23 protein-coding genes and 3 tRNA genes are annotated in these 26,956 nt (G+C 46.4%); 3 read left to right on the top strand and 23 right to left on the bottom strand.

Annotated elements, in window-relative coordinates:
- Positions 1-126 precede the first annotated feature (126 nt).
- The 3 genes from IFU39_RS18405 to IFU39_RS18415 form a co-directional block, all read right to left on the bottom strand.
- Positions 127-3,048, bottom strand: a complete 2,922-nt coding sequence (locus IFU39_RS18405) for an insulinase family protein (protein WP_192134138.1) — start codon at positions 3,046-3,048, stop codon at positions 127-129.
- A 463-nt stretch (positions 3,049-3,511) separates the two neighbouring features.
- Positions 3,512-3,597: transfer RNA gene (locus tag IFU39_RS18410), tRNA-Leu, on the bottom strand.
- Between the two features lie 235 nt (positions 3,598-3,832).
- Positions 3,833-4,282: a general stress protein gene (locus tag IFU39_RS18415; protein WP_047843724.1), complete on the bottom strand. Its 450-nt coding sequence runs from the start codon at positions 4,280-4,282 to the stop codon at positions 3,833-3,835.
- 207 nt (positions 4,283-4,489) lie between these two features.
- Between IFU39_RS18415 and IFU39_RS18420 the strand changes: the two genes are divergently transcribed.
- The gene (locus tag IFU39_RS18420; protein ID WP_017687353.1) at positions 4,490-4,714 is read left to right on the top strand and encodes a hypothetical protein; all 225 of its coding nucleotides are present in this window, start codon (positions 4,490-4,492) and stop codon (positions 4,712-4,714) included.
- A 199-nt stretch (positions 4,715-4,913) separates the two neighbouring features.
- On the opposite strand, the gene IFU39_RS18425 is transcribed toward IFU39_RS18420, so the two are convergent.
- On the bottom strand, positions 4,914-5,396 hold the full coding sequence (locus IFU39_RS18425) for a NucA/NucB deoxyribonuclease domain-containing protein (protein WP_091014144.1): 483 nt from the start codon (positions 5,394-5,396) through the stop codon (positions 4,914-4,916).
- 108 nt (positions 5,397-5,504) lie between these two features.
- Positions 5,505-6,653 (bottom strand): sensor histidine kinase, encoded by a 1,149-nt coding sequence (locus IFU39_RS18430; protein ID WP_179198433.1) that lies wholly within the window; start codon positions 6,651-6,653, stop codon positions 5,505-5,507.
- A 313-nt stretch (positions 6,654-6,966) separates the two neighbouring features.
- Between IFU39_RS18430 and IFU39_RS33430 the strand changes: the two genes are divergently transcribed.
- A complete protein-coding gene (locus IFU39_RS33430; RefSeq protein ID WP_053061624.1) occupies positions 6,967-7,155 on the top strand; it encodes a DUF6199 family natural product biosynthesis protein in 189 nt (62 codons plus the stop codon).
- A 140-nt stretch (positions 7,156-7,295) separates the two neighbouring features.
- Complete coding sequence (locus IFU39_RS18435; RefSeq protein WP_192134140.1) at positions 7,296-8,519, top strand: MFS transporter; 1,224 nt, start codon at positions 7,296-7,298, stop codon at positions 8,517-8,519.
- Positions 8,520-8,576: 57 nt separating this feature from the next.
- On the opposite strand, the gene IFU39_RS18440 is transcribed toward IFU39_RS18435, so the two are convergent.
- From IFU39_RS18440 to carA, 18 genes are all read right to left on the bottom strand, one after another.
- The gene (locus tag IFU39_RS18440) at positions 8,577-8,906 is read right to left on the bottom strand and encodes a DUF1904 family protein (protein ID WP_036614785.1); all 330 of its coding nucleotides are present in this window, start codon (positions 8,904-8,906) and stop codon (positions 8,577-8,579) included.
- A 159-nt stretch (positions 8,907-9,065) separates the two neighbouring features.
- Positions 9,066-9,188, bottom strand: coding sequence for a sporulation protein YjcZ (locus IFU39_RS18445; protein ID WP_083679583.1), 123 nt, complete (start codon positions 9,186-9,188; stop codon positions 9,066-9,068).
- A 116-nt stretch (positions 9,189-9,304) separates the two neighbouring features.
- The gene (locus tag IFU39_RS18450; protein ID WP_192134142.1) at positions 9,305-9,979 is read right to left on the bottom strand and encodes a hypothetical protein; all 675 of its coding nucleotides are present in this window, start codon (positions 9,977-9,979) and stop codon (positions 9,305-9,307) included.
- A 171-nt stretch (positions 9,980-10,150) separates the two neighbouring features.
- Complete coding sequence (locus IFU39_RS18455; RefSeq protein ID WP_192134144.1) at positions 10,151-10,318, bottom strand: hypothetical protein; 168 nt, start codon at positions 10,316-10,318, stop codon at positions 10,151-10,153.
- Positions 10,319-10,456: 138 nt separating this feature from the next.
- Entirely contained in the window at positions 10,457-12,013 is a 1,557-nt protein-coding gene (locus tag IFU39_RS18460; protein WP_192134146.1) for a tetratricopeptide repeat protein, read from the bottom strand.
- A 239-nt stretch (positions 12,014-12,252) separates the two neighbouring features.
- Complete coding sequence (locus tag IFU39_RS18465; protein WP_091014129.1) at positions 12,253-12,678, bottom strand: hypothetical protein; 426 nt, start codon at positions 12,676-12,678, stop codon at positions 12,253-12,255.
- A gap of 170 nt (positions 12,679-12,848) precedes the next feature.
- Positions 12,849-12,922: transfer RNA gene (locus IFU39_RS18470), tRNA-Ile, on the bottom strand.
- Positions 12,923-12,978: 56 nt separating this feature from the next.
- A tRNA-Met gene (locus tag IFU39_RS18475) sits at positions 12,979-13,052 on the bottom strand.
- A 71-nt stretch (positions 13,053-13,123) separates the two neighbouring features.
- Positions 13,124-13,315, bottom strand: a complete 192-nt coding sequence (locus IFU39_RS18480) for a hypothetical protein (protein ID WP_047843730.1) — start codon at positions 13,313-13,315, stop codon at positions 13,124-13,126.
- Between the two features lie 108 nt (positions 13,316-13,423).
- Entirely contained in the window at positions 13,424-14,875 is a 1,452-nt protein-coding gene (locus tag IFU39_RS18485) for an ABC transporter substrate-binding protein (protein WP_091014127.1), read from the bottom strand.
- A gap of 21 nt (positions 14,876-14,896) precedes the next feature.
- The gene (locus IFU39_RS18490; protein WP_192134148.1) at positions 14,897-15,760 is read right to left on the bottom strand and encodes an ATP-binding cassette domain-containing protein; all 864 of its coding nucleotides are present in this window, start codon (positions 15,758-15,760) and stop codon (positions 14,897-14,899) included.
- A 2-nt stretch (positions 15,761-15,762) separates the two neighbouring features.
- Positions 15,763-18,681 carry an ABC transporter permease gene (locus tag IFU39_RS18495; RefSeq protein ID WP_149846737.1) on the bottom strand — a complete coding sequence of 973 codons (2,919 nt, stop codon included), beginning with the start codon at positions 18,679-18,681 and terminating at the stop codon, positions 15,763-15,765.
- Positions 18,681-19,790, bottom strand: a complete 1,110-nt coding sequence (locus tag IFU39_RS18500; protein WP_192134151.1) for an efflux RND transporter periplasmic adaptor subunit — start codon at positions 19,788-19,790, stop codon at positions 18,681-18,683. Before IFU39_RS18500 ends, IFU39_RS18495 begins: the two co-directional genes overlap by 1 nt.
- The gene (locus IFU39_RS18505; RefSeq protein ID WP_244661023.1) at positions 19,753-20,682 is read right to left on the bottom strand and encodes an ABC transporter ATP-binding protein; all 930 of its coding nucleotides are present in this window, start codon (positions 20,680-20,682) and stop codon (positions 19,753-19,755) included. The genes IFU39_RS18500 and IFU39_RS18505 overlap by 38 nt, the downstream gene beginning before the upstream one ends.
- Positions 20,683-20,972: 290 nt before the next feature.
- The gene (gene pyrE, locus IFU39_RS18510; protein ID WP_192134155.1) at positions 20,973-21,614 is read right to left on the bottom strand and encodes an orotate phosphoribosyltransferase; all 642 of its coding nucleotides are present in this window, start codon (positions 21,612-21,614) and stop codon (positions 20,973-20,975) included.
- On the bottom strand, positions 21,611-22,351 hold the full coding sequence (gene pyrF / locus IFU39_RS18515) for an orotidine-5'-phosphate decarboxylase (RefSeq protein ID WP_274599281.1): 741 nt from the start codon (positions 22,349-22,351) through the stop codon (positions 21,611-21,613). The genes pyrE and pyrF overlap by 4 nt, the downstream gene beginning before the upstream one ends.
- A 102-nt stretch (positions 22,352-22,453) precedes the next feature.
- Positions 22,454-25,672, bottom strand: coding sequence for a carbamoyl-phosphate synthase large subunit (gene carB, locus IFU39_RS18520; protein ID WP_149846739.1), 3,219 nt, complete (start codon positions 25,670-25,672; stop codon positions 22,454-22,456).
- Position 25,673: 1 nt separating this feature from the next.
- Positions 25,674-26,816, bottom strand: coding sequence for a glutamine-hydrolyzing carbamoyl-phosphate synthase small subunit (gene carA, locus IFU39_RS18525; protein ID WP_192134156.1), 1,143 nt, complete (start codon positions 26,814-26,816; stop codon positions 25,674-25,676).
- Between the last annotated feature and the right edge of the window lie 140 nt (positions 26,817-26,956).

Here is a 26,956-nt window from a genome sequence, read left to right on the forward strand (position 1 = left end):
GGTCGGCGACAGTTGCTCCACATTCCTCCTCATTAAATAAGGCACTTCTATAAGCTGTTGAAACCAGCTCATAAAAGTGCCTTTCACTTTGATGCCTATCGGTTCGGGGATAAACGAGACAAACGTTTAGTTTTTGATTAAATCCAGCGTTTCGTCAAACATTTGCTTCTGTTCCTCAATCTTGTTCTCATTACCGATCACGCAGCGCTGTTGTTGTTCAAGAATGGCCGATAAGAGCTCAGCAAAACCGATAATGTCGCTTTCCTTCGTGCTTAACACTTCGTCACGTTCCTGTTGCAGATCTGCTTCAGTCACATTCGACAGATAACACTCCAGAGAGAATGCACCTTCGCCATAAGGTGTTCTCGGCGTATCGAGATCCTGAATCGCACCAATGATATAACGCGTCATCTCACGCTCGTCTGCCCGGAAATCGGTCAAATATTGCGGAATCTCTTCATATACTTTGTACGTTTTATCCAGGTTCGGATCACGATACGATGCAACATAGCTGTCTCCGTTCCGTCTGAAGCCTGACATACAGCCATAAGCTCCGCCTTTGGCGCGGATATTGGTCCACAAGTAATCCAGAGACAGGATACCCTGCAAGACCCGTAGGGAACCGGTGTATTGATATCCTTTGTTGATATAATTGCCCGTTTGCACCACGTACTGCACCTCTGAAGGAGAACGGAATCCTTCCTTATGCGTAGCCGGTGTGAACGTAAACTCTTCCTTGGCAACCTCATGTGTGAACAGCTTCGCTTTCAGATCGGATACCTGTTGCTCCAGTCCTTCATATCCCTGCTCATCGGCAGTGTAACTAACAAGCAAGTTCTCCGGTCTGAAAATATACCCCGTTAACTCTTGCAGGCTGGAAGATAACTCTTCTTTTCTGGCCTCAAAATTCGCCTGAAGATCCTCAAGCCACTGGTAAAAGGTAATGCCACTCACAGCTTCTCTGAAATCCGCAACCGCTGAATGTTTGGACGATGACCGACCAATTCCCGCAGAGTGTCCGCTATTGATCAGATTACGTTGCAGATTACCTTTCATCTGAGAGATGATCTCATATAACCGCTTCGAATTATCGAATTGGGATGTGAACACAATTTCTTTGATCATATCAAAGGCAAATCCAAGCTTGTCATATAACACTTTTGCGTTGAACTCATAGGTCGCTTTGAATTCATTGTGCTTATGCGCGTTAGCATAAGATCCAATCCCGCTATGAATACCTCCTGAATGGATATGGATTTCATTGGACAATTCATTGAACGAATAGTTTTGAGTATCCACGTAACCCAATACATTTTTCAACAATCCTGCATACGGCAGGAGATGACGTGGCACTTCTTTGATATCGAACAGCAGTCTCAGATAACCAATCCCGTTTGTGTAGAGGTTATGGTGGAGAATGGTTGTGCCATCGACCTGGTTCACCGTTTGATGCAACGTAGAGGCTTTTGGTTCAATATCTTCAATCGACAACGTCGGAATGACCTGCTGCTGCTCTTTGGTTGAAGGTGTATTCTGATATTCGGCGAGTGCTTCCGTTTTCTGAATCAGCGTCTGAACTTCTTCCTCGCTAAGTCCGGCCTGAATGGTTTTCAGCCGTGCTTTCAGCGCTTCTTCTTTACGTGAATTCAACCCTTTGTCCGGTGTCAGGGCTACGAAGGAAGTATGTGTGTTTTGCAGTAAATACTTCTCAATCAGCTGCTCAAAGTAACCTTCGTTCATTTTTGTCCGCAGTTCAGCAAATACGTCATTGGCTTCCAAATGAGTGAAAGGTGCTTCTTCATCGTACAACCAGCTTTGCAGGGAGGAGAATCCGTAGATCAGACCCTTCGGCATTCTGCCATAGTCCGCTTCTCTGTGATTGAACTCATACGAGTTAATTCCAGCAAGCAGCGCTTTAGGATCAAATCCTTCTTTTACCACACGCTCAAGCACTTCTTGGACCGTTCCCAAGAAATCCTCTTTGCTCGCCAGATTGCTCTTCTTCAGTCCCACAGTGAATACAGGTTGATACAGGCTGTCATCATAGGAACCGTAGACGTCCTTGGCAATGCCCTTATCCAACAACGCCTGCTTTAGTACCGCTCCCGGAGCGTTCAGCAAGGCGTATAACAAAATCTGGAACGAAATGTTCAGTTCCTTATCCAGACTTGTGCCAATCACCGCATTATAGGTCAAGAAGCTGTTATCCACTTCGGATTCCGTACTTCCCGCAGAGTAAGTCTTAACTGTGTCTACCCGTTGTGCAAAGGCAGGTTGAAGTTGAATGGCCGAATCAATCTCGATTCGATCATATGCACTCAGGTAGTTCTCATCTAGCCATTGCAGCTTCTCTTCCATATCCATATCTCCGTAGAGATAGATGTAACTGTTGGAAGGATGATAGTATCTCGTGTGGAAATCCAGCAACCCCTGATATGTCAGATCCAGAATAGCTTCCGGGAATCCGCCAGACTCGGAGGAGTATGTGGTATCCGGGAAAAGGGAGTTTAGTACTTCTCTGCGCACCATTCGTTCCGGTGAAGAAAAGGCACCTTTCATCTCGTTATATACAACTCCGTTGTAGGTTAACTCATCATCGGCCGAGGCCAGGTTGTAGTTCCAGCCCTCTTGCAAAAATATCTTTTCATTCTCATAAATATTCGTATTTAATACCGCATCCAGGTAAATATCCATCAGGTTATGGAAGTCATGATCATTACGACTCGCGATCGGGTAGATCGTCTTATCCGGATACGTCATGGCGTTAAGGAATGTATTCAATGAACCTTTCAGCAACTCAACAAAAGAATCCTTGGCCGGAAATTTCTTGGACCCACAGAGCACGGAATGTTCGAGGATATGGGCTACCCCTGTGTCATCTTCCGGAGGTGTTCGGAAACCGATACTGAATACTTTGTTGTCGTCCTGATTGGACAAAAGTACGATTTTGGCTCCGGATTTCTGGTGCTCCAATAGATACGCATCCGATTTCAGTTCTTCAATTCTGCGCTCCTGTAACACCTTGTATGGCTTAAGCTGTTTCAACATAAACTTGAGTCCTCCGTCCATAAGATTGTTTTATTGGTTTTGTGACTCTACATAAGTTCACATATGGTTATTTACACGGGCACTCCGATGACAGAACAACCTTCCGATCGCTGTTATCCCCAGATTTTTTTGATTCCCTTTTGAAAGGGAAAATCCGGGGATAAAGGCGCACGCTTCGCTTCTTCAGGTTTTTTCTGTCCCCTCCGTTATCATGTAAATGTATGTTTGAACTTATATCGTTCAGCAAGGTAAAGGTAATATATGCCTACGGATAGTATACACCATTGTTCCGTCTCTTCATAAAAGTGAGGCAAATGTACCTTCTGATATGTATTATGTAGGGTTTAGGTTTATGAACTGCATGGTAAAGTGGTCAGCTATGACATCATATAGATAGTAAGTAACACAAAAAAAGATCGCATGCAGCTTGGTTAACAAGCGTCATACGATCTTTTCTTTAAGATGCCGAGGACCGGGATCGAACCGGTACGGTAGTCACCTACCGCAGGATTTTAAGTCCTGTGCGTCTGCCAATTCCGCCACCCCGGCAGGATTATGTATTTCTTGGCGACAAGAAATATCTTACCATGAAATAATTAACTTTGCAACACCTTTTATTAAAAATAATAAAAAATGAAACAGGCACTGCAAGCGTCAGCTCACAGTGCCTAGAAAGTCCGAGTTGCGGTCCCGGACTTCCGGTAAACCAATCTATATTAAGGGAGGTGTAAGATAAGAATACCTCCCCAACATTAAAGAAACCTAAAATCAGCCTTAAATTAAACTAAAAAAGTAAAATAGGTCGAACACGAGCCGCTTCTTCCTCACTACACTCCACGATAACCAAGATATGGTCCTTTAATAGCCAATCTTCGTAATACCGCGCATCCTCCTCCGAGATCCCCGCTTCAGTCAGTGTAAGCACCAAATCATCAGTCTCACTCCCAATCTCATTACCAGCGAGCCTACGTACTGCATTTCCGATCGACATCGTCTGATCCATCCGCTTCCCCAGACCAGCCAATATGCCTTTCAGAGCTCCAAAAGCACCGTCAGTTCCTGCACCTTTTAATGGTTTGGGCAGCCCCGTCTTTTCGCTCACCAGCTCCAGATTAAGCTGCTCCTTCGCCACTGCTCCCAAATATTTATCCTTGATGCCTTCCTCTTTCACCTTATTCAGCATAATTATAGCCTCGTTCTCGGTACGGGCCAGCCCAATAATCAATTGTGTCATTCCGTTCCCCTCCTTTTACCCTAATATAACCCCGTAATCCCCATTCAAAAACGGATCATCCACAGCTAAGACAAATCACCTAGAAGATTGTTGATTTCTCTTCTGGAAATCTATACCTAGTTCTGATAGACTAGATAAAGAAGACAAATTAACCATTGAAAACATTGACATATGGATTTAACATCTCATAATCAGGAGCAATGACTTATGAAAAAAGAGGTAGAAATTGCCATCCGGCGTAAACAACAGATCATGGTTCGTAATACAAGCGGTCAGACGGTAACCGGATTTCCCGAGCGTACCGCTGATACATCCATTCTCTCCTTACGTACCGTTCACGGAAGTCTGTGGATACCGTTTGATGAGGTTGAACATGTTACGCGTCTGTTAAGCATCCGGTCTCATCATTTAAGCGGAATGCAACTCGTATAGTCGGATCTGTAATCCTAGAAACTCAGTTCCCTTATAGAAAAAATACCTTAACTAGATCTATTTATGCCAGCACTTTACACAAAAAAAACCAGACGCATGCACGTCTGGTTTTTCTCTTCTACTTATCCTGTACCATGCTGCTATTGACCTCACAACAAAGACCCTACAATCCTTATTTCTGCCCAACCATATCCTGTTGTTACTTCACTACAAACTTCACTCGTGTTCCATCCGGATATGTACTTAACTGATTCCCTACCCATGAACCTGCACCACGATTATCTTTCGGGGTAATGTACTGGATATCTGCACCTGTTCCTCCTTCAGCACACATCGCCATAGGCCACTCGTCACGATCCTTACCTTTTTTGACCGGAACACCTTTAAGGGATAAATCCCGATTGCCTTCCGCTCCATTACGATCAATGGTGCATACATCCGAATGCCCTGCCTTGATAGCAGCTTTAATATGTTTGGCTGTTTCGGGATAACGCTCTGAAGGGAACGTAATGGTGTGGTCCACACTCTTATTAGCCCCTCCGAATGGATTAGGTATCTCCTCCGGCCATTCTCCCCCTGCCCAGGCGTAGAGGGCTACCAGCAGCATCGCTACCAGTGTCAGTACCTGCTTTTTGAAGCCTTGTTTACCTTTTCGTTTTCGTCCTGTGCGTCTCTTACTCATGCTGTGTCTCCCCCATTCAACATTAGCATTATAACAGAACGTCCGTTCGTAAAACAATAAAACAAATAAAAAAACAGCCGAGGCCAGCCGGCTGTCCTGCTTGTTTGATTATCCTACATTGGGAATGGCCAGCTGGCGCAGCAAGGGCAGTGTCACCTCAAACTGTGTGCCTTTCCCTTCTGTACTCTCCACCGAAATCTGACCATTCATCAGTTCCAACAGTTCTTTGCAGATGGTCAGACCAAGACCGCTTCCGCCAAATCGGCGCGCATGGGAGATGTCGGTCTGAGTAAATGCATCAAACAATTGTTCGATCTGATGCGGAGGAATGCCAATTCCCGTATCACGTACAGAGAATACCAATACAACGGTATCCATCAGTTGTTGCCTCACATCCACCTGTAACTGCACTTCACCTTGTTCTGTGAACTTGATCGCATTACTCAGCAAATTATCCAGTACCTGCCGAAGTCTTAGCGGATCACCGATAAGCACATCAGGAACATTCAGATCAGCATGACAGAGCAAACGTATGTGTTTATTCTGTGCCGCAGGTTCATGTGTCTTCACAATCTGTTGAATCAGCTTCAGAGGTTGAAACTCAATGTTTTCAACATCCATTTTGCCTCTGCCCAGCTTCGCCATATCCAGGCTATTGTTAATGATGTTCAGCAGCGCCTCACCTGATTGACGTGCAAGCTCCAGATATTCTTTCTGCTCATCCGTAGTTTCACCCATACTAGCAAGTTCGATCATGCCCATAATGCCGTTAAGCGGGGTACGAAGCTCGTGATTCAACTTGCCGATGAATTCCAATTGCCCTCTGCTGTTCATCTCAGCCATGGAAGTTGCAAACTTCAACTGCTGTTCGGCATACTTCCGTTCTGAAATATCGTATTGAATGCCTACAAAATATAAACACTCTCCGGATTCATTAAAGATCGGATCAATATTCAGTTCGTTCCAGAACTTCTGACCACTTTTTGTATAATTTAAAATATCAATCTTAATGGATTGTTGTTTCTTTAATGCATCACGAATCTGCATTACCGTTTCGGGGTCTGTATCCTGCCCTTGCAAAAATCGGCAATTGTGTCCGACAGACTCTTCATACGTGTATCCTGTCAGTTGGGTAAAGTGTTCGTTTACATACATGAGCGGAAGCTCAGGCAAGGTAGCATCGACCACGGTCACGGAGGATTTCACTTTCGAGATGATAAATTCCCATTGTAATGAGAGTTGATTATGTTGGCTCATGCCTTCCTCCTTCATCTCACACACATTAATGTTTATATATTCTGCAATCGTACATTATAAGGAGAGAAAACTAACCAAACGGAATGTGTTGATATTAAATCAATATATTTTAATTGTAACACAGTTATTCAAGTCATGTGGTTCTTGGGTAATAGTTGATAACTAACATTACACAATAACCTAACTATTCATCAGGAGGAACATACATGAAATTTCTGTTAATTATCATCATTATCATTTTGATTGTAGTCTTTTTTACCAGACGCAAACGTTAAGATGAGATCCGTTATGTAAGTGAGAAAGGAAGATGGGTATGAGAACCCTCTTTTTTATATTCATGGTACTCTGTATCATCAATCTCTGTTTCCCAAAATTCGGCTGGTATCTACGTTATGGCTGGATTTCCCAGGGTGAAGCCGAACCCAGCAGGCCTTATATGACTATGGTCAGAACGACCAGCCTGCTGATGTTGCTTATCGCCTTCACACTCGCTATGGCATGAACTATAGGCATTAGAAGATGACTGCCCTGTTGGGCAGTTTTTTTGTGGTGAAATGACGGGAAAATGATAACTTTGTTTGTGGTGCAATGATGACAATGCCCGTAATATAGATATATCGTTTCGGAAAGGACATCATTGGCATGAACATCGCATTTTATCCGTACTGGGCCGCTAAAACGCTGCTCTCACTTATTAATGTCATATATATCATGGTCATTACTACGTTTATATACGGTCTCACTGGATCGGTACTCTCTGCTGCAATGTTTCCACTGATTCAGATCACTGCACGCATAATAGCAGGTTTCACTTTGCCATTACTTGTGAACCGTTTCCCATTCTCCAAACTATTGATCAGCATTTCCATAGCCAAAACATTAATCATGACCTGTATAGCCATTTCGTTAAATCACTTGATTTCACAACTGCCACTCCTATTGATCGGAGTGGTCATACTATCCTTATTGGACGGATGGGAAACTCCGTTACTGAAGACTTTAACGCCACGATTGGTTCAAGGTGAAGACCTTATAAAAGCAAATAGCCTTCTATCTTTCTCCAATCAGACTGTAACCATTGTCGGTTATGCCATGACGGGATTCGCCGTGATGAACTGGGGGGCGTCACAGACCTTCTGGGCAGCTACAAGCCTGTCCTGGGCCGTTCTGATTTTCATGATTGCCATGGGTTCGCTCACACAGAATGTAGAAAAACTCCAGAAATCTGCTGTATCCCGAAATGTATTGAGGGAAGGCTGGAGTATACTTTGGAACAATCCATCGTTACGACTGATCACGCTTATGGACATTGCCCAGGCTCTTGCGGGTTCCATCTGGATCGGAGCTGTTACGCTAGCCTTTGCAAAAGAAGCTCTGGGACGAGGAGAAGGTTGGTGGGGACTCATGAACTCGAGTTACGCTGCCGGAACCATGCTTGGAGGTATTCTGGCTCTTGCACTGGCCAAACGTATTCAGAAGCATCTAATCGCTAGTATGACCATGGGTTCCCTTCTCTTCAGCCTGCTGACCGTCGTTTATGGTCTAAACAACCTGCCATGGCTCGCTTTGGTGTTATGCATACTCATGGGTCCAGTTCATCAGATTCGTGATGTGGCTCAGCAGACAGCGCTTCAGAACAGTGTACCTGTCGAATCCCTAACCAAGGTATACGCCACCCATGGCGTCCTGATATCCACGGTGATGAGTGTATCCATAGTCATCTTTGGTCTAGTCGCCGATCAACTGGGCGTTCGGTGGGTATACCTTATCGGTGGAGCCTTGTTTATTATGTCTGCGATATGCTCATTATCGTTGAACAGGGCTCACAGGAACCATCCCATTGCTAAACATACGAAAAATATGTAAATCAAAGAGACGAGCAACCTCTGCTCGTCCCTCACAATCTTAATCTTAATCTTAATCTCAATCCAATCGATAATCTGTCAGCGGCTTGCCTTTTTTATAATACAAAGTGGGTGACAATATATTGAAGAAAATATGCACATCTGGCATGTATGCTTCTTCCAAAATAGCTTGCACCGACGATGCAATCCGATTATGAATCTCCTGGTCACGTTGAAACATCAGAATCTCTATAGAAGCCGGAGAAGGTGTTAGCGCTTGTACATCATGACGCTCTGCCTTCATTCTCTCCCTTGGAATATGAGTAATTAGGGCCATCTGCTCTGTAATTTGGGGTACAACTTCCTCTAGCTGAGGACCTGTGAATCCTTTAAAGCGAATAAACGGCATTGCTATCCCTTCAATCTCTGTTAATAGTCTCTTATGTGATTTTAAGCACATTGTTTTCAGTTGTCAAATGTCATGGATGGCATATGTTGCTTCTTATAAACAGGAAAAGCCCCGCTGAAGTCTCAGCGGAGCCACTGTTTGCACGTTTCTATACGTGACTTACAGCCAGAAAGATTTTGTGATGATCACGAGCAGGATGAAAAGCACAAGAATTGCACTTGTAGAAGTCCATCCGCCGCCGAATCCACCAACATTGCCACAACCGTATCCAACTTGACTCATTTGATTGGCCTCCTTTGAATTTCAAGGTATGCCATAACATATGCGTATTCTGCGCAAGTGATCGGGCTATTCGACAAGTTCATCAGCCCATTCATCTGGGATTCATGCCCGGTAACTTAACCAGATGGGTCGATGGAGATTTTCAGTGGTTTTTCTTGTGACTCCTGAGGTGAAGGGTCTGTATTTCCTCTGTCCAGAAGGATTGTACGAGTACGTGTATCACTTCGGGATGCCAGAACAACCTCTCCATCAGGTGTTATACAATAGGCGATCGGAATGGAGATCTCGCTATCACGGTACGAACCATCCGCATGGCTTGTCCCCATGACAATACATTGATGCTTCATGGCGATCTGCCGAGCCTCTTCGACCCACTCACTGTACTGCTTTTCACTGAACATGCCCACACCAATGGAATGCATCACAATGTCCACATTCCCTATATTCTCATTTCCAAATCCTTGCAGGACCAGCTCATCACACAACAAAGTGCTTATTAACCACCCCTGTTCCTCAACCGTCTCAGCAGGTGTATATTTAGCTTTCTCCAACACAATCTCTCCAGCCTTACTGATGATAATCGCTCGGTCCTTTGGACGTTCGTCCAGTCTGCGATGACCTGATACAATCATGGTCCCATATTCAGCCGCCAACCTGCAAGTTTCCTCAACATTCTGGTTCAGATAACCTTCAGGAAAAAATAATATATCCGCATCAGAGTGTTGCTTGAGTTCGGCTTCAAGCTGCAGCAGGTGCTGTTCCAACCTCGGTTGTCCAATGATAACCTTCATCTGGTATCCCCCATTCATAAATAAAAGCCGGTTCATACCTGAATAAGGTACGAAACCGGCTTAAAGGTTGTACGGACAGAACTCCTGCTCACCGTACTTTGCTTTAAGAGTAATTGGTTCTCATGTTATTGCTAGACGACACAATTACCTTTACAGTTGAATGATATGTAGTTAGGCATTTCTACGTTCAATACTATCATAGATAGCCTGCCCATCATAGCTTCGATCTGTAGCGATATCTTTCACCAATAGGACGCTGTTTTCATTTCCAGATAAGATGCTCAGTGCCCCCAGCACCCAAGCAAGTGGATATAATGCAACGGATAACATTCTCTTCATAACTCTGTCTCCTTTTCTGCTTAAACAGATACTTGGTTGAATATCCCATTAATACGATTACAATCCAATTAGGTTTCAATTTTATATACAACCATCACTATTTCTAGACATATAGGAGACAAACTAAAATTGTTCCGTTCAGATCAACTCGAAACTCTTGAGCAACGCTGCTGCCTCTTCATGATCAGGTTCCAGAGCCAATACTTTATGGGTATATGACAGGGTTTCTTCTTCCAGTTCAAGTTCATAACAGCACACAGACAAATCGTACAAGACGGCTGGATTATGGTTACTTGGATCTGCAACCAATGATATCTCCAGAAACCGTTTCGCATCCTCATACATATACATCTCATATAATAGCTGCCCTGCCAGAAATGCGAGGCCCCCTTGCTGCTCCATCACATAGTAGGACGACCACATCGTATGAATACCAGACTGAATATCGAGCATTTCCTCATCACTTGCATCAGGAAGAAGACTTGAAATGTGCGTTGCACTGTGGATCAAGAACTCCGCATCATACCCGCCCAGACGCCAAAACGGTAAAATATGCTTCAACTCCATACTTTCTATTCGAGAGTCTACCCATTGTTTCATGCTGAAAAAGTCATCCGGGCCAAAACGTTCGACAAATCGATGGTAGGCCAAACGTGTGTTCACATAACTGATGGGTTCGTCCAACATCAACATGCACCCAACATTCAGGTCTTTATAATGATGTGTTGTGAATCGTGTATGGGCACCCTGTTGTTCCAAGACATATTGAATGGCATGGTAGTTAGCGGTTAGCGAAAAACTCCCGTGAAGAACAAATTCAGGTGGCTCTGCGAACTTCCAGTTATCCAGCCGATGATCCCCTTTATCAGCGGTAATCAGCACATAACCTGACTGTGACAGCTTGTTCAACCGTTCGAGACAAGACAACCCGATTGCTGGGAACAAAATGTGAGAATCCTCCAGTTCCTCTTTGTACAATGTGATAAGCTCCTGATAAGGATAGTTATCCTCACTGTATTCCGGTGCTCGGCGATACTCATAACTCAGCGTCATGTTCTTCAGCATCTCAGCAGGCTCAAGATCGAGACGACGATCCGGAGACTGTACAAGCAGATCGCACTCATAGATCTCGCCATCCCCAATGTAGATTAATTCCTGTGGGATGCTGTCAAAAAAGTAATTAGCAATCAACAACAACGGTTGTTTCAGATCACCGGGCCGAATAACCGTGCCTGCAACGACCAGATTCAATTCCGTATCCACTACAGCGTCAAAACGTGCAAAATCCACTATACCTTGTTGAATAAAGGATTGCATGGATGGATGCTCCTGCCAACCCAGCACATTCTCCGCTACCAGATCCGTCATCACATATCTGAAAGGCGGTAACTGTATTGCGGCAAATCCCTTTAACTCAAGCAGTTTCAGGAGAATTTGGTGTGCCAACCGCCCTACCCCCGCTCCAAGTTCCAGAATGGTTACGGTCTCGCTGATCTTTCCCTTGTTCGAGAGGTCCTGAAGAAAGCCAAAGATCATCTCTGCATACGCCGTGGCAATCATCGGATTACTCGTAATATATTGAGGGACTTGGTTCTCTGTCCAAGCTTGTAACCCCTTCTGTTCATAATAAGCTCTCTGCCAATCCCAGACCGGAGCTTCACTGTAACGAAAACGTTGACTTTCATTTTGCGTCATTAAAGGTAAACCTGCTTTCTATCACTAATTTCGTAAGATTCTCAAAAATTCATGTTTTACTTTATTCGTAAATACCGTTCCAATCTCTGTAATGCATTATATCATAGAACCCTACCTACTCGATGAAGTTCAGTTTTCCCCTTCAACAGGTAAAAAACCTGCTTTTGAGGGCAGGTCTGTTATTACCTTCATTTAAAAAGAATATTAATCTAGTTTCACTTAGGCATGAGCGCTCAATATTAGTCGGAATACAACACTCCGTCAAAGTTCTCAGGACCTACACGGATCGTACCGAGCAAGTTGGAACTGACAAATGCAGTGTACGTCAATTGAGGCGTGATAGGCGGATTGAAGTCATCTGCAGAGAACGTAATAATCTGAGGGGCAAGTATACTCAAGCTGAACGTAGACGTTGCGGAATAAATCACAGGATCCGTAGCCAAAGTTCCCCTAACAATTGTGATGGTTATACCAACAAGTGCCAAAGGAAGTTGCACAGACACCGTTCCTTTGAATTGTACCCGTGGGTTAGCTCCAATGCTGCCACCTGTGACTAGACCAATCTGGCCAAATAATTGTGGTGTGTTAATTACAAGGATTGGAATGGCGATAGAGTTAGCCAAACTCGCATTCTGCGAGGTTCTTGCATCAATAAATTGACTCATGAAATCTACCTCCTATGGGTTGGGATAAGGTAGTATATGCGAGATTTGAGATATGGCATGGACATACATCGTGATTCGAAAAAAAGGGCATACTAGAAAGACACCATTAACAAGATACCTTTTATATGCAGACAGAAAAAAACCCTTGCTAGGCAAGGGTTTTAAGAGTATGGGCCCTACAGGACTCGAACCTGTGACCAATCGGTTATGAGCCGACCGCTCTAACCAACTGAGCTAAGGGCCCTAAACATAATGTATAACGTGCAGATGATGGCTGTAAATCATCCAAGTGAAACTAAATTGCGGGGGCAGGATTTGAACCTGCGGCCTTCGGGTTATGAGCCCGACGAGCTACCGGGCTGCTCCACCCCGCGTCAGTAAAAAATATTAAAACAGCGACTTAATTAATATACACTATCGTCACCCTATAAGTCAAGGGGTAATGTCAGGGAATAAAACGCACACCGTAACGTCCTTTACGTGATCGATAAACTTCCACTTCCGCTGGTTCATTATGACCGTAAATCCACCCATCCTGCTCCATACGTTTGGCCAGACATCCTGCCTGAAATTTGGTTGCATACAACTTGCTGAAATATACCCAGTGCATACCGCTCGTCCTTTCCGGAGTCGTCATTTATTCCTGCTTTTTGTAGAATACCCCATTTTCATAAAAATAGCCGCCAAAGATTAAAATCTTCAGCGACTATATCCTTAACTTATGATATGACTACTTCATCAAATCTCATTGAAACGTAGCTTTAGGATCTTTTTTCAATTTCTGCAGCATCTCGTTTCCTTTCGCTGCCCACTCACCAAGCGCTTCTTTTGGTGTCTTTTTGTTCTCAAGTACCTGATTGAAATATTCCATGCCTTTTTCATTGACTTGCCATAAGCCTGGGGATTTTTGATACATTTTATCCAGATTGGTATTGGTTGGCGGAATCGGCTTCAAAGAATAGAATGCTTGAATGTTGTAATCCAGGCCGTCTTTGGGCTTAATGAAGCTCTTCCGGGATACCATCTCATAGCTGCTACGTGCTTTGATCTTAGCCCAGTCCTCACTGTTCATGTACTTGATCAGTTCCCACGCATCATCCGGGTTCTGAGCCGCACTATTGATCGCCATGAGATTGCTCAGGTAGATACTGCCTCCAATTTCAGGAGCTTCCGGGTGAACTGGAGGTGTTACCACATCCCAATCCACTTTCGTAAAGTCTTTCATTTTATCCGCATTTTTATTGGCATCAATTAATTGATTAATATAGCTGTAATCACCAATAGCCATGGCTGCCTTGCCACTCAGGAACAGGTCACCCTGTACTGGATCATAACGTCCACTCGGATTCTGATCCTGTGGTTCGTCGCCTTTAGGGATGACTTTGTCAATGGCAAGTTTGCTGATGGTGCTCCACACTTTCTCCCATTGAGGAGAATCTACGGTCATCTTCTCTGCTTTGTCATCAAACGTCTTCAGCTGCAACGCGCTGTAGTACTGCTGCATGGAGTAGTAAGGCGAACCACCCTGATATGTCGTGAAGGCGAAACCAAATACGTGATCTTTACCCTCACCTTTTGTAAGTCGGGTACCCAGATTGAAGATATCGTCCCAAGTCATATTGTCCGTTGGCGGTTCCACGCCTGCTTTTTCAAACATGCCCTTGTTATAGAACAAAGCGGAAGATGAAAACGTTGGTGTCAATGCATAGATGCTCTGATCCCCCAGATCTTTGATACCCTCCAGCACACTAGGAACAATGTCAGTGGTATCAAACTTGTCTTCTTGCATTAATGGGTCCAGCTGTTTCACCAGATTCTCCTGAATTAATGATTTGACAGTAGCGGTATCCGCCACGATGACGTCAACCGGGTTATCGCCAGTCATAATCTTCTTCAGACTTTCCATCGTATCCGGAACTTCCGGCTGTTCTTCGGTGTTGCCATACCCGTACATGCTGCTCTGATCAACAGCAGCTACAATCTCAATGGTTACATTGGGATGGGTCAGCTCAAAAGCATCAGTAAACTGTTGACGGAAATAACTGTCGTCTTGTCCTCCCCACATTGTAGCCACACGTAATACACGTTGCTCTGTATCTTTCGCCTCACTTGCCGTACAGCCAGCAATCAGCGGCAATGCTAGCGTCGCAGTAGCCATGACAGCCAGCACACGTTTTCCCCACAACCTGTTCTTCATTTCCCAATTCCCCCTCATTAATTATCTTGGCGGTGTAATAACAATACGTTCACCGTCAAATTCCAATGTCGCCCGGTTATCAATGGATAAGGCCTCCAGATACTCTTTTGGCACCTGAAGTCGTCCTGCACGGTCTATAATGACAAATGCTTCATGGATGTCCGGCATACCCGCCTCGGACAAGTTATGCTCATCATCCAGATTCGGGTTGCGCTTCACAAACTCAGTACTGGTCAAGCCGTCCCGAATCGCAACGATCCGGTCTACCTTGCCAGCAAGCGTCAAGTCATGGGTAACGATGACAATCGTAACGCCGAGCTCCTTGTTCATTCTTCGGAAAATGCCCATGATTGTATCACATGTCTCGGAATCGACCGAACCGGTAGGTTCATCTGCAAGCAGAATTTTGGGACGATTGGATAAGGAGATCGCAATTGCTACCCGTTGTTGCTCTCCTCCTGACAATTGATGCAATTTGTTATGCATCCGATCCTTAAGGCCTACCCATTCAAGCAACTGTTTTGCATAAGCACGATCTCGCTTGCCTCCCAGAATCATGGGAGTCTCCACATTTTCCAGTGCCGTGAGATAAGGCAGCAAGTTACGACCGTTATTTTGCCAGATAAAACCTACCGTATGACGTTTGTATTCGACCAATTGGGCATCTGTCATCTTGAGCAAATTCCAGTCTCCCACAACGGCCGTACCAGCCGTAGGACGATCAAGCCCGCCCAGAATATTCAGCAGTGTGGATTTACCGCTACCGCTGTTACCGATGATGGCCATCATTTCACCTTGATTGACAGTCAGGTTGAGACCCTGAAGGGCAACGACTTCCACATCGCTGGATTTAAAAATTTTGACAAGTCCTTCGCATTGGATCACGCTTACCTCTCCTCTCCCATTTTGACTGCCTGGTGAACACGCAATCTGCGAATCTGCCAGAGCAACATCGTTGCACCAATAACCAGCATCACTACGGTGACCCCATACAGTTGCAACATATCTTGCTGTTCAAACACAATCCGAAACGGAGGTACCTGAGCAGATACATTATCCGTCGTTTGCAGGAATGGCAGGAATAAACGACTGGATACCTGACCAATTCCAATACCTAGCAGGATCGATAGCCCCGCTGTGAACACCTGCTCCAGCAGCAGCATACCGCTCAGTTGTGCCCGGGATAAACCCATGGCCCGTAATACACCAAACTGCACAACACGTCCGGACAGGTTGAAGAACCAGTACAGCACGTATCCGATCAACGAGATGATAACCGATACCAGGAATCCAAGGCTCAGTATCCCGAATACGCCACCTCTTGACGGATGTTTACCCTGAGATACCAATTCGGTACGTACGTCACGCACAGAAGATAACTCAATGCCTTCTGCTGCGAGTTTCTCCATTAATGGAGCCACTTTGGCATCCGGTTCCATTTTCAGCCATACCTCATAAGGAATCAAAGGCACCTGATCATAGATATAATCCAGATTCGCCACGAAGAATGGCATCTGATCCGGATATTGGGCTGGCCAGTAAGGAATGATCCCAAACACGACGAATTCAATCGCCTGTCCCTGTACACCCATGGAGACGAGGTCTCCAGTTTTCAACTTAAATTTGTCAGCAAATTTGGAAGAGATCAATACAGCCCCTTCATATTTACCAAGCAAGTCAAGGTACTTGTAGGGATGTGCCGGGAACAGATCATTGCGGAACCATGCCACTTGAGCAAAATCCACATTATCAATTCCGACCAGCATCCCCTGTCCGCCCGATTTACCAGAGACGATAATATTACCTTTGGTCTGCAGCACTCGTGCTGCATGTTCAACCCCGTCTAATCTGCGGAACACTTCGAATGGAGGTTCGGAGTAGATGACTTTGGATGGCTGCGAAGAACCGCCACCACCTGGAGCACCTCCACCGCCATTGCCTCCGCCGGAACCACCACCAGCAGAACCTCCTCCTCCATTGCCACCACCTTGTTGACCTCCACCAGTACCGCCATTCTGTCCAGAACCACCGGGTTTAACCTCAGGTGTTCCTTCCCACACCGTCTGCATAATCACATCAGAACCATAACGGTACAAGGTACGCTCAGTGGAATTCAGATCAATCGTCCGAGCAGCAGCCGAGTTGTACACCCCAAGTCCCAGTGTCAGTACAAGAAGGATCATCAACGGATAATAAGAAGATGATGAACGTGATAACTGCGTTAAAGTCAGATACAACGGGACCGGGAGAAATTTGCGACCGATCAGCTGGATGAGCTTTAAAATCCACGGGAACAAGCGCAGGAAGAATAGTCCGAGCGCAAAAATCGCGAGTGCGGGTACAAAGAACAGAAACGGCTGTACCTGCAGCTGATCGGTTGTCATTCCGGTCTGGAAGGTCAACATCTGACGTTCATAGAACAGGTAGTATCCATATCCAGCCAGACCCAGTAACACAACGTCCAGGAACCAGCGTTGCCATACTGGAGCACGGTCTGTCCGTGCTTGCCGCCGTTTGGCAGATACAATGGTTGCCCGTGCATAGGTTATCGCAGGGATAAGTGATGCGATGATCGCAACAAGGACCGCTGCTACGCCCAGGAGAATAGCTTCTTTTGATACACCGATCGGAATAGACTTCCGATCTACGAACGAGAGAAAGCCACTTGCTGAACCGATACTCTTGGCCATAAACCAACCAAGCAACGGCCCAATAACCAGCGCAATAGCGCCCAGAAATATGCCTTCAAGCAGGTAGAGAGAGAAGATCTGCCGAGCTGAAGCTCCACGGCTGCGCAATACCGCAATATCACTCTCTTGCTTCTGTAATGACTGTCTGGCATTCATCGCAATAAAATAAAAGACCATCGCAATCATCGGTGCTGCCAAGGTAAACAACATCGTCTGCAGTTGCAGACTCTGACTGCGGAACTGCTTGAGCAGATCACCAAAGGTGATGTCCACTTTTGTATCTTTCAGCCGCTGGTACAGATCGATATCCAGCCTTTCCAGCATGGAAGTCAGACCTGATAACTGGCTGGTTTGAATTTCTTTCAGATCAAAGGCATAATACCAACGTGAATTTTGAAGTGGAATCCCTTTTTCCTTCAGTAAAACATCATTAAAAACCGATTCATCCACATAAAGTCCATTCATCATGCCGTCAAATCCTTGTACCCAGTAAGGGCTGTTCGGATCATCTGCCTTGAAGGAACCCGTAATCTTCACACGTAACGTGATATCAAGACCGCTATACACCGGATATTCCAGAATGTCACCGATATGCAGGTCGTTACGGTACATGCCCTCTTCCAACATGACTGCCTCGATCGTGTCATCTTTGACCTGGTTTCCAGGTTTCACCCCGGCAGAGTAATTCACCTGTGCATCCAGCCCACTCATCGTACCCAGACTCATACTGCGCGCCCTGCTGGCATCCACTTTGGTTGGATCTTCCGGGCTCACCTCTGTGCTGCGAATAGATCTCGAATTCACATACGTATGAAAAGGAAAACCAATATCGCGAGGGACATCCTCTCGAATATAACGATCTACTTCATCCAGACCCCGTGTGTCTGTCTTCACGCCACCGGGTGCCTGATAACTCATAAGCAACGAACCGGCTGGCAACCCTTCACTGTTATCCTGCAGCGTTTGCGCGACGACCCGTTTCAACGCACCATCGGCATACATTGGAATACTGACGGTGAACGCTACCGCCACAATCAATCCGATCAGTGTGCTGAAGGTCATCCAGCGCGTGTTCCACATTTTGCGGAACAGCAGCCGAAGCAATGGCAGCCCCATTAGCGTCCCACTACTTTCTGGCCTACGGTCAGACCTTTCAGAATCTCGACATCTGTCGATGTCTGCTGACCAACTTCAACGTCCACTTCACGCTTGCTGCCATCACTCTCCACCACTTGCACATACGTTCTTGAACCGATGGAGCGTAAAGCGGATACAGGAATCACAATTGCGTTCTCGGTACGCTGTGTTACAATCGAGACCGATAGTGGTGTACCACGTTCGACGCCTTTTGGCATTTTCGCAAGTGTAACGATAACATACTTATCCAGCGTTTCCTTGGTTGGAGGCGTACCGCCTTCACCCGTCCCTTCGCCACTGCCGCTTCCCGATGCTTCCGCGATAGGCATAACTTTAATTTTGCCAGAGACTTTACCAGCTCCATTAATATCTACTTCTGCCTTCATACCCGCGGAGAACTTCTCCAGATCTTCCTTGGCAAAGGTAGCTGCCACAACCAGATTGGATGTATCCGCAATCGTAGCAATCGGATCATACGCTTTCACGGCTGCACCCTTCTCTACCTGCACAGCAATAACGGTACCGCCAAACGGAGCTGTCAACGTGGCTTTGCCCAGTTGTTCCTCCAGATCAGCGAGTTCCTGGCGCAGTTCTTCAAACGCAATCGTTGATTCTTCGAACTCTACCGGGTCCATCTCATCCTTCTTGCGGAGTGTTTCCTTCATTTGAACTTCGGATTTGCGAATAGCCAGTTTCTTGCCACGGATCTCCTTCTCCACACTCTCCACATCGAGGACAGCAAGAAGTTGACCCTTTTTCACTTTATCCCCTGGTTTAACATTTAACTCTTTGATATGCATGCCATCAAGCGTGAAGTACACCTTCTCTTCCCGCTGACTCATCATCTTGCCACTACCACTTACTTTTTTCTCCAACGTTTCCGTCCGGACTTCATATTCCGGTTTCTTGGAGATCGTTGGTGGTGTAATAGGCGGAAGTACTTCTTCCTCTGTTTCTGACGGCAGCAATGAGCAGCCGGACATCGTTGCAAGCATTATCGCACCAAGTACAATAAGTGCTGCGCGTTTCCCCCTCTTCGGAGCGGCCCCTTTACTTGATAAATCTGCCGTCCGCCATTTCATAAACATGGTCCGCAACCTCCAAAATTGTAGGATCGTGTGTAGTCATACATATCGTTACTTGTTCTACTTCAATAATATTGCGGAATACGGCCATGACCTGAGCGCCCATCTTGGAATCCAGTTCCGCTGTAGGTTCATCCGCAAGCAATAATCTGGGTCTATGGGCAATCGCCTTGGCTATAGCCACCCGCTGTTGTTCTCCCCCGGACATCTCGAATGGCCGGTGCTTCACCCGTTTGGATAGTCCAACCAGATCCAGACAGTGACCAACCCTGTCCTTCCACTCCGCTCGCGGAACGTCCGCCATTCGCAGCGACAGTTCTACATTTTCCCAAGCAGATAATAAGGGCATGAGTGCATATGCCTGAAAAATGAAACCGATCTCTTTGCGCCGCAAAGCGGTTCGCCGCCGGTCTCCCCAATCCTGAAGAGGCTGGCCAGAGAACAGAATGTCTCCACTTGAAGGCTGATCCAGTCCACCGAGCATATTCAGCAGTGTTGTTTTGCCTGAGCCCGATCGCCCCTTCAGCATGACTAGTTGTTGCGGATTCACTTCCATATCAATGCCTTTGAGCACATGGACAATGCGACTGCCTGTCTGGAAACTGCGATGCACGTTACGCACCTCCAGTACAGGTCCATCATATGGAGGCAACATATCCTTCTTTGGTTTGATCTTCTTCTGGGGTTCATCAACGGTGGTGACAGCCGTTGCAGCCACTTCATCCGAACCAATTCCACTTTCAGATAAAGATGCTTCACTTGTCGGGTGCGCTGGGTCACTTATGTATGTATTTTCCCCCGACTCCGTCGATGCTTCCAACGGTGTTTCCTCTTGTTGATGTTCATCGCCTGACTGGCTCTTGGCAGGTCTTTTTCTGAGAAATAAATTCTTCATGCCAGCAATCACGCTCATCCTTTCTTGATATCCCGATCATTTCTTCAAAAAACCTAAAATTAGAAATCTGTTCCAACCTACACTGAATTATAAACGACCGATCCCAACTAAAAGTTACAAGCTTTTTACAACGGTAGAGAGAAAAAGTTAATATTTTGATGAACAAACGAAAAAAGCACCCCAAAGTGCGGGATGCCTCTTGCATATTCGATGCTTTTGCCGCTATGACGGCAATCATTACAATTTTGATACCGTTCATTCATGAACATTTTTTCGAGGTATCAATGATATTATTTACCAAATGAAGAAGGATCTTCACGCCAGGATTTTAGCAATTCAAAATCGCTTTCCTGAATCGTTCCCTGAGCCAAAGCCACATCCATCAGCGCGGTGTAATTAGATAGCGTCTGAAGTGGAATTCCAGCATCTTCAAATGCTTTAACACCTTTATCAAGCTGGTAGCTGAAAATGGCAAGCACAGCCAACGGTGTTGCACCTGCAACGCGTACAGCTTCGGCTGCTTTGATCGAACTTCCACCTGTAGAGATCAGATCTTCGATGACAACCACTTTCTGTCCTTCGGTAATCAGACCTTCAATCAAGTTCTCCTTGCCGTGTCCTTTCGCTTTATCACGAATGTAGGCCATCGGCAGATCCAGCTTCTGAGCCACCCAGGCAGCATGCGGGATACCCGCAGTTGCCGTACCTGCAATGACTGCTGCATCCGGGTATTGGTTACGAATGATCGTTGCAAAGGCTTCAGCGATATCGTTGCGAATCTCGGGATAGGACATCGTTAAGCGGTTATCGCAGTATATTGGTGATTTGATGCCGGATGTCCATGTAAATGGCTGCTGCGGACGTAACGCCACGGCTTTAATTTTCAACAGTTGGGAAGCAATATGATTCGGAATCTCATTCAGTTCGATCATGCGTTCAACATCTCCTTCAAAATGGTTTCTGCCGCTTCACGAGGATTGGGAGCGCCTGTAATGGGTCTGCCTACAACAATGTAATGACTTCCTCTGGCGATGGCTTCACCCGGCGTCAAGACTCGTGTCTGATCTCCCAGACCACTACCCGCTGGACGAATTCCTGGTGTAACGGTGTGAAAAGCACTGCCACACGCTGCCCGAATTGCAGGCACTTCCAGTGGAGAAGCAACAACCCCATCCAGTCCGGCCTCTTGGGCCAATCCTGCATAACGGACCACAGCAGCTTCCACACTTCCCGGGATGCCAATCTCGTTATTCATCGTTTCCAGACTTGTACTGGTGAGTTGGGTGACTGCAATGATCTCGGGCTTGCTAAGGGAAGGATCGGCAGCGATTGCTGCCTCAGCACCTTCACGTGCAGCACGCATCATGATCGTTCCACCCGCGGCATGCACATTAAACATGTCTACCCCAAGACGTGTGATACTCTCAGCACCGCCACGAACGGTGTTGGGAATGTCATGCATTTTCACATCCAGAAAAACGGAATAACCTTTGGATTTCAGCTCCCGAATGAAGTCCGGTCCTGCTGCGTAGAACAGCTGCATACCCACTTTCAGATAACAGGGAATGCCTTCAAGAGCTTGTACCAATGCTTTCGCTTCTTCCGCTCCAGGATAATCGAGTGCCACCATCAGACGGCCAGCCATTTCATTGAAACTCGCTTGATTCATCACCAGCGCTCCCCTCCACTTGCTCATTTTTTCCGTTTTTGCCCGATATAAAGGACATCCCGCCAGCCCGCAGGCTGACTGATGTCCTTCATCAGTGAATATTTATTTTATAAAGGCAGGCATTGCTTCAGAAGAGAAGTTGATCGTTTGCAGCATGATCAGCAGCGCACGAATCGTATCCAATGAAGTCATACATACAATGCCGTTTTCTACCGCTTCACGACGGATACGGAATCCATCACGTTGCGGTGTTTTGCCTTTGGTGAGTGTGTTGAAGACAAAGTTTGCTTCGCCGCTACGGATCATATCCAGAATGTTCGGCGAACCTTCACTTAATTTGTTCACAGTCGTTACCGGAATGTTCGCTGCTTCAAGCGCAGCTGCTGTTCCGCCGGTAGCCATGATTTTGTAACCCAGTCTGTAGAAACCTTCGAGCAAAGGAACCGCTTCGTCCTTGTCTTTGTCTGCTACAGTCACAACAATCGCTCCGGTTGCCGGAATTTTCATTCCTGCGCCGATGAGACCTTTGAACAACGCTTTAGCGTAATTCGGGTCACGGCCCATAACCTCACCTGTAGACTTCATCTCAGGTCCGAGGGTTGGCTCTACACGACGCAGCTTCGCGAAGGAGAAGACCGGAACTTTAACAGATACATGATCCGATTCAGGCCACAGCCCGTCAACATAACCAAGATCTTTTAGTTTCACACCCAGAATGGCTTGAGTTGCCAAGTTTGCCATCGGAATGTTGGTTACTTTGCTCAGGAATGGTACGGTACGGGATGAACGCGGGTTCACCTCGATAATGTACACTTGGCCATCATGGATAACAAACTGGATGTTGACCAAACCTACCGTTTTCAGTTCTTTCGCAATTTTGATTGTAATCTCTACAATTTTCTCTTTCAAATCCTGGGACAGGTGTTGAGGAGGATATACCGCGATGGAGTCACCCGAGTGAACCCCTGCACGCTCGATATGTTCCATGATTCCCGGGATCAATACCGTTTCACCATCACAGATGGCGTCAACCTCAACTTCTTTACCCATCATGTAACGGTCGATCAGGACCGGATGCTCCGGATTGATTTTAACTGCCTGTTCCATGTATGTCAGCAATTCAGCATCGGAGTATACAATCTCCATCGCACGACCGCCGAGTACATAGGAAGGACGAACCAGTACCGGGTAGCCCAGACTTTGAGCCGTTTCTACCGCATCATCAACGGAAATGACCGTTTTACCTTTTGGCTGTGCAATCTCCAGACGGGAGAGCAGACGTTCGAATTTCTTGCGATCCTCCGCCTCATCGATGCTTTCCAGATCCGTTCCGAGAATGGTTACACCTGCATTACGCAGTGGCGCTGCCAGGTTGATGGCCGTTTGACCACCGAACTGTACGATAACCCCTACTGGTTTCTCCTGTTCAATCACGTTCATGACATCTTCGAAGAAGAGCGGTTCAAAGTACAGGCGATCCGATGTATTAAAGTCCGTAGACACCGTCTCCGGGTTATTGTTGATAATGACTGCTTCATAGCCTGCTTTTTGCAAAGCCCATACTGCGTGTACAGTAGAGTAGTCAAACTCGATCCCTTGACCGATCCGGATTGGTCCTGAACCCAGTACCACAACTTTTTTCTTGTCGGAAGGGATCACTTCGTTCTCTGTCTCGTATGTTGAGTAGTAATATGGCGTTGTTGCTTCAAACTCAGCTGCACATGTATCTACCATTTTGTACACCGGGCGCAGGTTCTCTGCTTCCCGACGAGTTCTAACTTCCGCTTCAGTTGTTAATGTGCCTCCTGGTTGACCTTGCGCACGCAGTTCAGCAATGGCACGGTCTGTGAATCCAAGGCGTTTCGCTTGATACAGAATATCGGAAGACAATTCGGATTCTTCGCGAATGCGATCTTCGAATGCGATCAGACCTTCGATTTTGTCCAGGAACCACCAGTCAATCTTGGTCAGATCCTGCAGTTGTTGCAACGTATACCCTCTGCGGAATGCTTCGGCAATCAGGAAGATACGCTCATCATCTGCTTTGATCAGACGCTCGTTCAGCGTAGCTTCATCCAGCGTTTCGGCATCCTTCAGGTAGAGGCGGTGTACGCCAATCTCCAGGGAACGCACTGCTTTGTGAATCGACTCTTCAAATGTCCGGCCAATAGCCATCACTTCGCCTGTTGCTTTCATCTGAGTTCCCAGTTTACGGTTCGCCGAGATGAACTTGTCGAACGGCCAGCGTGGGATTTTGCTCACAATATAATCCAGTGTAGGCTCGAAGCAAGCATACGTTTGGCCTGTTACCGGGTTCACGATTTCGTCCAGTGTGTAACCCATGGCAATTTTGGCAGCCATTTTCGCAATCGGATAACCCGTTGCTTTGGAAGCCAGAGCCGATGAACGGCTTACCCGTGGGTTAACTTCGATAACATAGTATTGGAAGCTGTGTGGGTCCAGTGCAAACTGTACGTTACATCCACCCTCGATGTTCAGGGCACGGATGATTTTCAGTGAAGCTGAACGCAGCATTTGATATTCACGGTCCGACAAAGTTTGGCTTGGTGCTACAACGATACTGTCGCCTGTATGAACACCTACCGGGTCAAAGTTTTCCATGTTGCAGACAACGATACAGTTATCGTTTTTGTCCCGCATAACTTCATACTCGACTTCTTTCATGCCTGCAATGCTCTTCTCGACCAGACATTGCCCAATTGGGCTATAACGAATTCCCGCTGCCACAGTTTCGCGCAGCTCTTCTTCGTTCGCACAGATTCCGCCACCTGTTCCGCCCAGTGTATAGGCTGGACGCACGATGATTGGATAACCAATCTCATTTGCAAATTCAAGTGATTCTTCAAGTGTCGTTACAATCACACTCTCAGGTACAGGCTGTTCAAGTTCACGCATCAGGTCACGGAACAGATCACGATCTTCCGCTTTCTCGATGGATGTCAGCTGCGTTCCGAGCAATTTTACATTTTCACGTTCCAACACGCCTGCACGTGCCAGTTCCACAGCCATGTTCAGACCTGTCTGACCACCCAGTGTTGGCAACAAGCCGTCTGGACGCTCCTGACGAATGATTTGGGTTACAAAATCCAGTGTGATTGGCTCAATGTAGACTTTGTCAGCCATGTTGGTATCCGTCATAATGGTCGCCGGGTTGCTGTTGATAAGTACAACTTCCACGCCTTCTTCTTTCAGAGCCTGGCAAGCTTGTGTACCGGCATAGTCGAACTCGGCCGCTTGACCGATGACGATTGGACCGGAACCAATCACCAGGATTTTTTTGAGATCTTTGTTAATCGGCATGTTATTGTGCTCCTTTCACTGCGGCTGCCAATACGGCTTGACGCGGCTTTTGCGGGTTAGTGATCTTGTGCTCGCGAATCATCTCGATGAAGCGGTCGAACAGATAGCTGTTGTCGTAAGGACCCGGGGCTGCTTCAGGGTGATATTGAACCGAGAATGCCGGGAATGATTTATGTTTCAGACCTTCAATGGTCTTATCGTTATTGTTGATATGTGTAACTTCCAGATCTGTGTTCTTCACAGACTCTTCGTTTACGGTAAATCCGTGATTCTGGGATGTGATGAAGCAACGTCCGCTCTCCAGTTCTTTCACCGGGTGGTTTCCTCCGCGATGTCCAAACTTAAGTTTTTCGGTGTCTGCTCCTGCCGCAAGTGCGAACAACTGGTGACCCAGGCAGATACCGAAGATCGGGTATTCGCCAAGCAGTTCACTGATCATCTTAACTGCATGAGGTACGTCTTTCGGGTCCCCAGGGCCGTTGGACAGTTGAATGCCGTCCGGGTTCAAGCGACGAATCTCGTCTGCTGTTACATCGTGTGGAACAACAACAACGTCACAGTTACGTTTGCTGAGTTCGCGCAAGATTCCTGTTTTAGCACCATAATCCACGAGCACAATACGCTCAGCCGTTCCCGGGCTGTTGTAGACATGCTCTGTAGAAGTCAATGGCACTTGGTTACGCAGCTCGGCAATGGTAGTGTCTCCCATCATCTCCAGCAGTTCTTCCACAGGCTTCGATCCTGTTGTGAGAATTCCCTTCATTGTGCCGTGGTGACGAATCCGGCGAGTCAACATGCGTGTATCAATTTCGCTGATTCCTACGATACCGTATTCCTTAAGCAGATTGTCTACGCTATATTCCGCACGCCAGTTGCTTGGCGTTGGCTCATGACGACGTACAACGAAACCGTGCACGTATGGACGAATCGACTCAAAGTCATCACGCGTAATGCCGTAGTTTCCGATCAGCGGATACGTCATGGTTACGATTTGACCGCAATAGGAAGGATCCGAAAGCACCTCTTGATAGCCTGTAATTCCCGTATTAAAAACGACCTCACCTGTCGTTTCACCTTCAGCACCAAATGCTTTCCCGGTGAACAGTGTGCCGTCTTCCAACAATAATCTTGCCTGTGCCTGCATCCCATTTCACTCCTCTGTGTTTATCAACGTTGAATGGCATTTGGGTTGAACTTTGGGAGCGTTACGATTGTGCGGCTCCGCGTACAGAAAACCCTTTGATCGCTGTTATCCCCGGATTACTTTTTATCATTTTTCAAATG

Source organism: Paenibacillus sp. CFBP 13594 (assembly GCF_014842675.1).
Taxonomy (GTDB): Bacteria; Bacillota; Bacilli; order Paenibacillales; family Paenibacillaceae; genus Paenibacillus; species Paenibacillus amylolyticus_B.

Excerpts from the sequence above, each read along its gene's own strand:
- IFU39_RS18480 (WP_047843730.1), bottom strand. The coding sequence starts at position 13,315 with ATGACGACTCCGGAAAGGACGAGCGGTATGCACTGGGTATATTTCAGC.
- IFU39_RS33430 (WP_053061624.1), top strand. The coding sequence starts at position 6,967 with ATGAGAACCCTCTTTTTTATATTCATGGTACTCTGTATCATCAATCTC.
- IFU39_RS18495 (WP_149846737.1), bottom strand. The coding sequence starts at position 18,681 with ATGGGGCTGCCATTGCTTCGGCTGCTGTTCCGCAAAATGTGGAACACG.
- carA (WP_192134156.1), bottom strand. The coding sequence starts at position 26,816 with ATGCAGGCACAGGCAAGATTATTGTTGGAAGACGGCACACTGTTCACC.
- IFU39_RS18435 (WP_192134140.1), top strand. The coding sequence starts at position 7,296 with ATGAACATCGCATTTTATCCGTACTGGGCCGCTAAAACGCTGCTCTCA.
- pyrE (WP_192134155.1), bottom strand. The coding sequence starts at position 21,614 with ATGATCGAACTGAATGAGATTCCGAATCATATTGCTTCCCAACTGTTG.
- IFU39_RS18450 (WP_192134142.1), bottom strand. The coding sequence starts at position 9,979 with ATGAAGGTTATCATTGGACAACCGAGGTTGGAACAGCACCTGCTGCAG.
- IFU39_RS18420 (WP_017687353.1), top strand. The coding sequence starts at position 4,490 with ATGAAAAAAGAGGTAGAAATTGCCATCCGGCGTAAACAACAGATCATG.
- IFU39_RS18500 (WP_192134151.1), bottom strand. The coding sequence starts at position 19,790 with ATGTTTATGAAATGGCGGACGGCAGATTTATCAAGTAAAGGGGCCGCT.
- pyrF (WP_274599281.1), bottom strand. The coding sequence starts at position 22,351 with ATGAATCAAGCGAGTTTCAATGAAATGGCTGGCCGTCTGATGGTGGCA.
- IFU39_RS18440 (WP_036614785.1), bottom strand. The coding sequence starts at position 8,906 with ATGCCGTTTATTCGCTTTAAAGGATTCACAGGTCCTCAGCTAGAGGAA.
- IFU39_RS18405 (WP_192134138.1), bottom strand. The coding sequence starts at position 3,048 with ATGTTGAAACAGCTTAAGCCATACAAGGTGTTACAGGAGCGCAGAATT.
- IFU39_RS18455 (WP_192134144.1), bottom strand. The coding sequence starts at position 10,318 with ATGAAGAGAATGTTATCCGTTGCATTATATCCACTTGCTTGGGTGCTG.
- IFU39_RS18445 (WP_083679583.1), bottom strand. The coding sequence starts at position 9,188 with ATGAGTCAAGTTGGATACGGTTGTGGCAATGTTGGTGGATTCGGCGGC.
- IFU39_RS18505 (WP_244661023.1), bottom strand. The coding sequence starts at position 20,682 with ATGAAGAATTTATTTCTCAGAAAAAGACCTGCCAAGAGCCAGTCAGGC.
- IFU39_RS18430 (WP_179198433.1), bottom strand. The coding sequence starts at position 6,653 with ATGAGCCAACATAATCAACTCTCATTACAATGGGAATTTATCATCTCG.
- IFU39_RS18465 (WP_091014129.1), bottom strand. The coding sequence starts at position 12,678 with ATGAGTCAATTTATTGATGCAAGAACCTCGCAGAATGCGAGTTTGGCT.
- IFU39_RS18425 (WP_091014144.1), bottom strand. The coding sequence starts at position 5,396 with ATGAGTAAGAGACGCACAGGACGAAAACGAAAAGGTAAACAAGGCTTC.
- carB (WP_149846739.1), bottom strand. The coding sequence starts at position 25,672 with ATGCCGATTAACAAAGATCTCAAAAAAATCCTGGTGATTGGTTCCGGT.
- IFU39_RS18415 (WP_047843724.1), bottom strand. The coding sequence starts at position 4,282 with ATGACACAATTGATTATTGGGCTGGCCCGTACCGAGAACGAGGCTATA.
- IFU39_RS18460 (WP_192134146.1), bottom strand. The coding sequence starts at position 12,013 with ATGACGCAAAATGAAAGTCAACGTTTTCGTTACAGTGAAGCTCCGGTC.
- IFU39_RS18485 (WP_091014127.1), bottom strand. The coding sequence starts at position 14,875 with ATGAAGAACAGGTTGTGGGGAAAACGTGTGCTGGCTGTCATGGCTACT.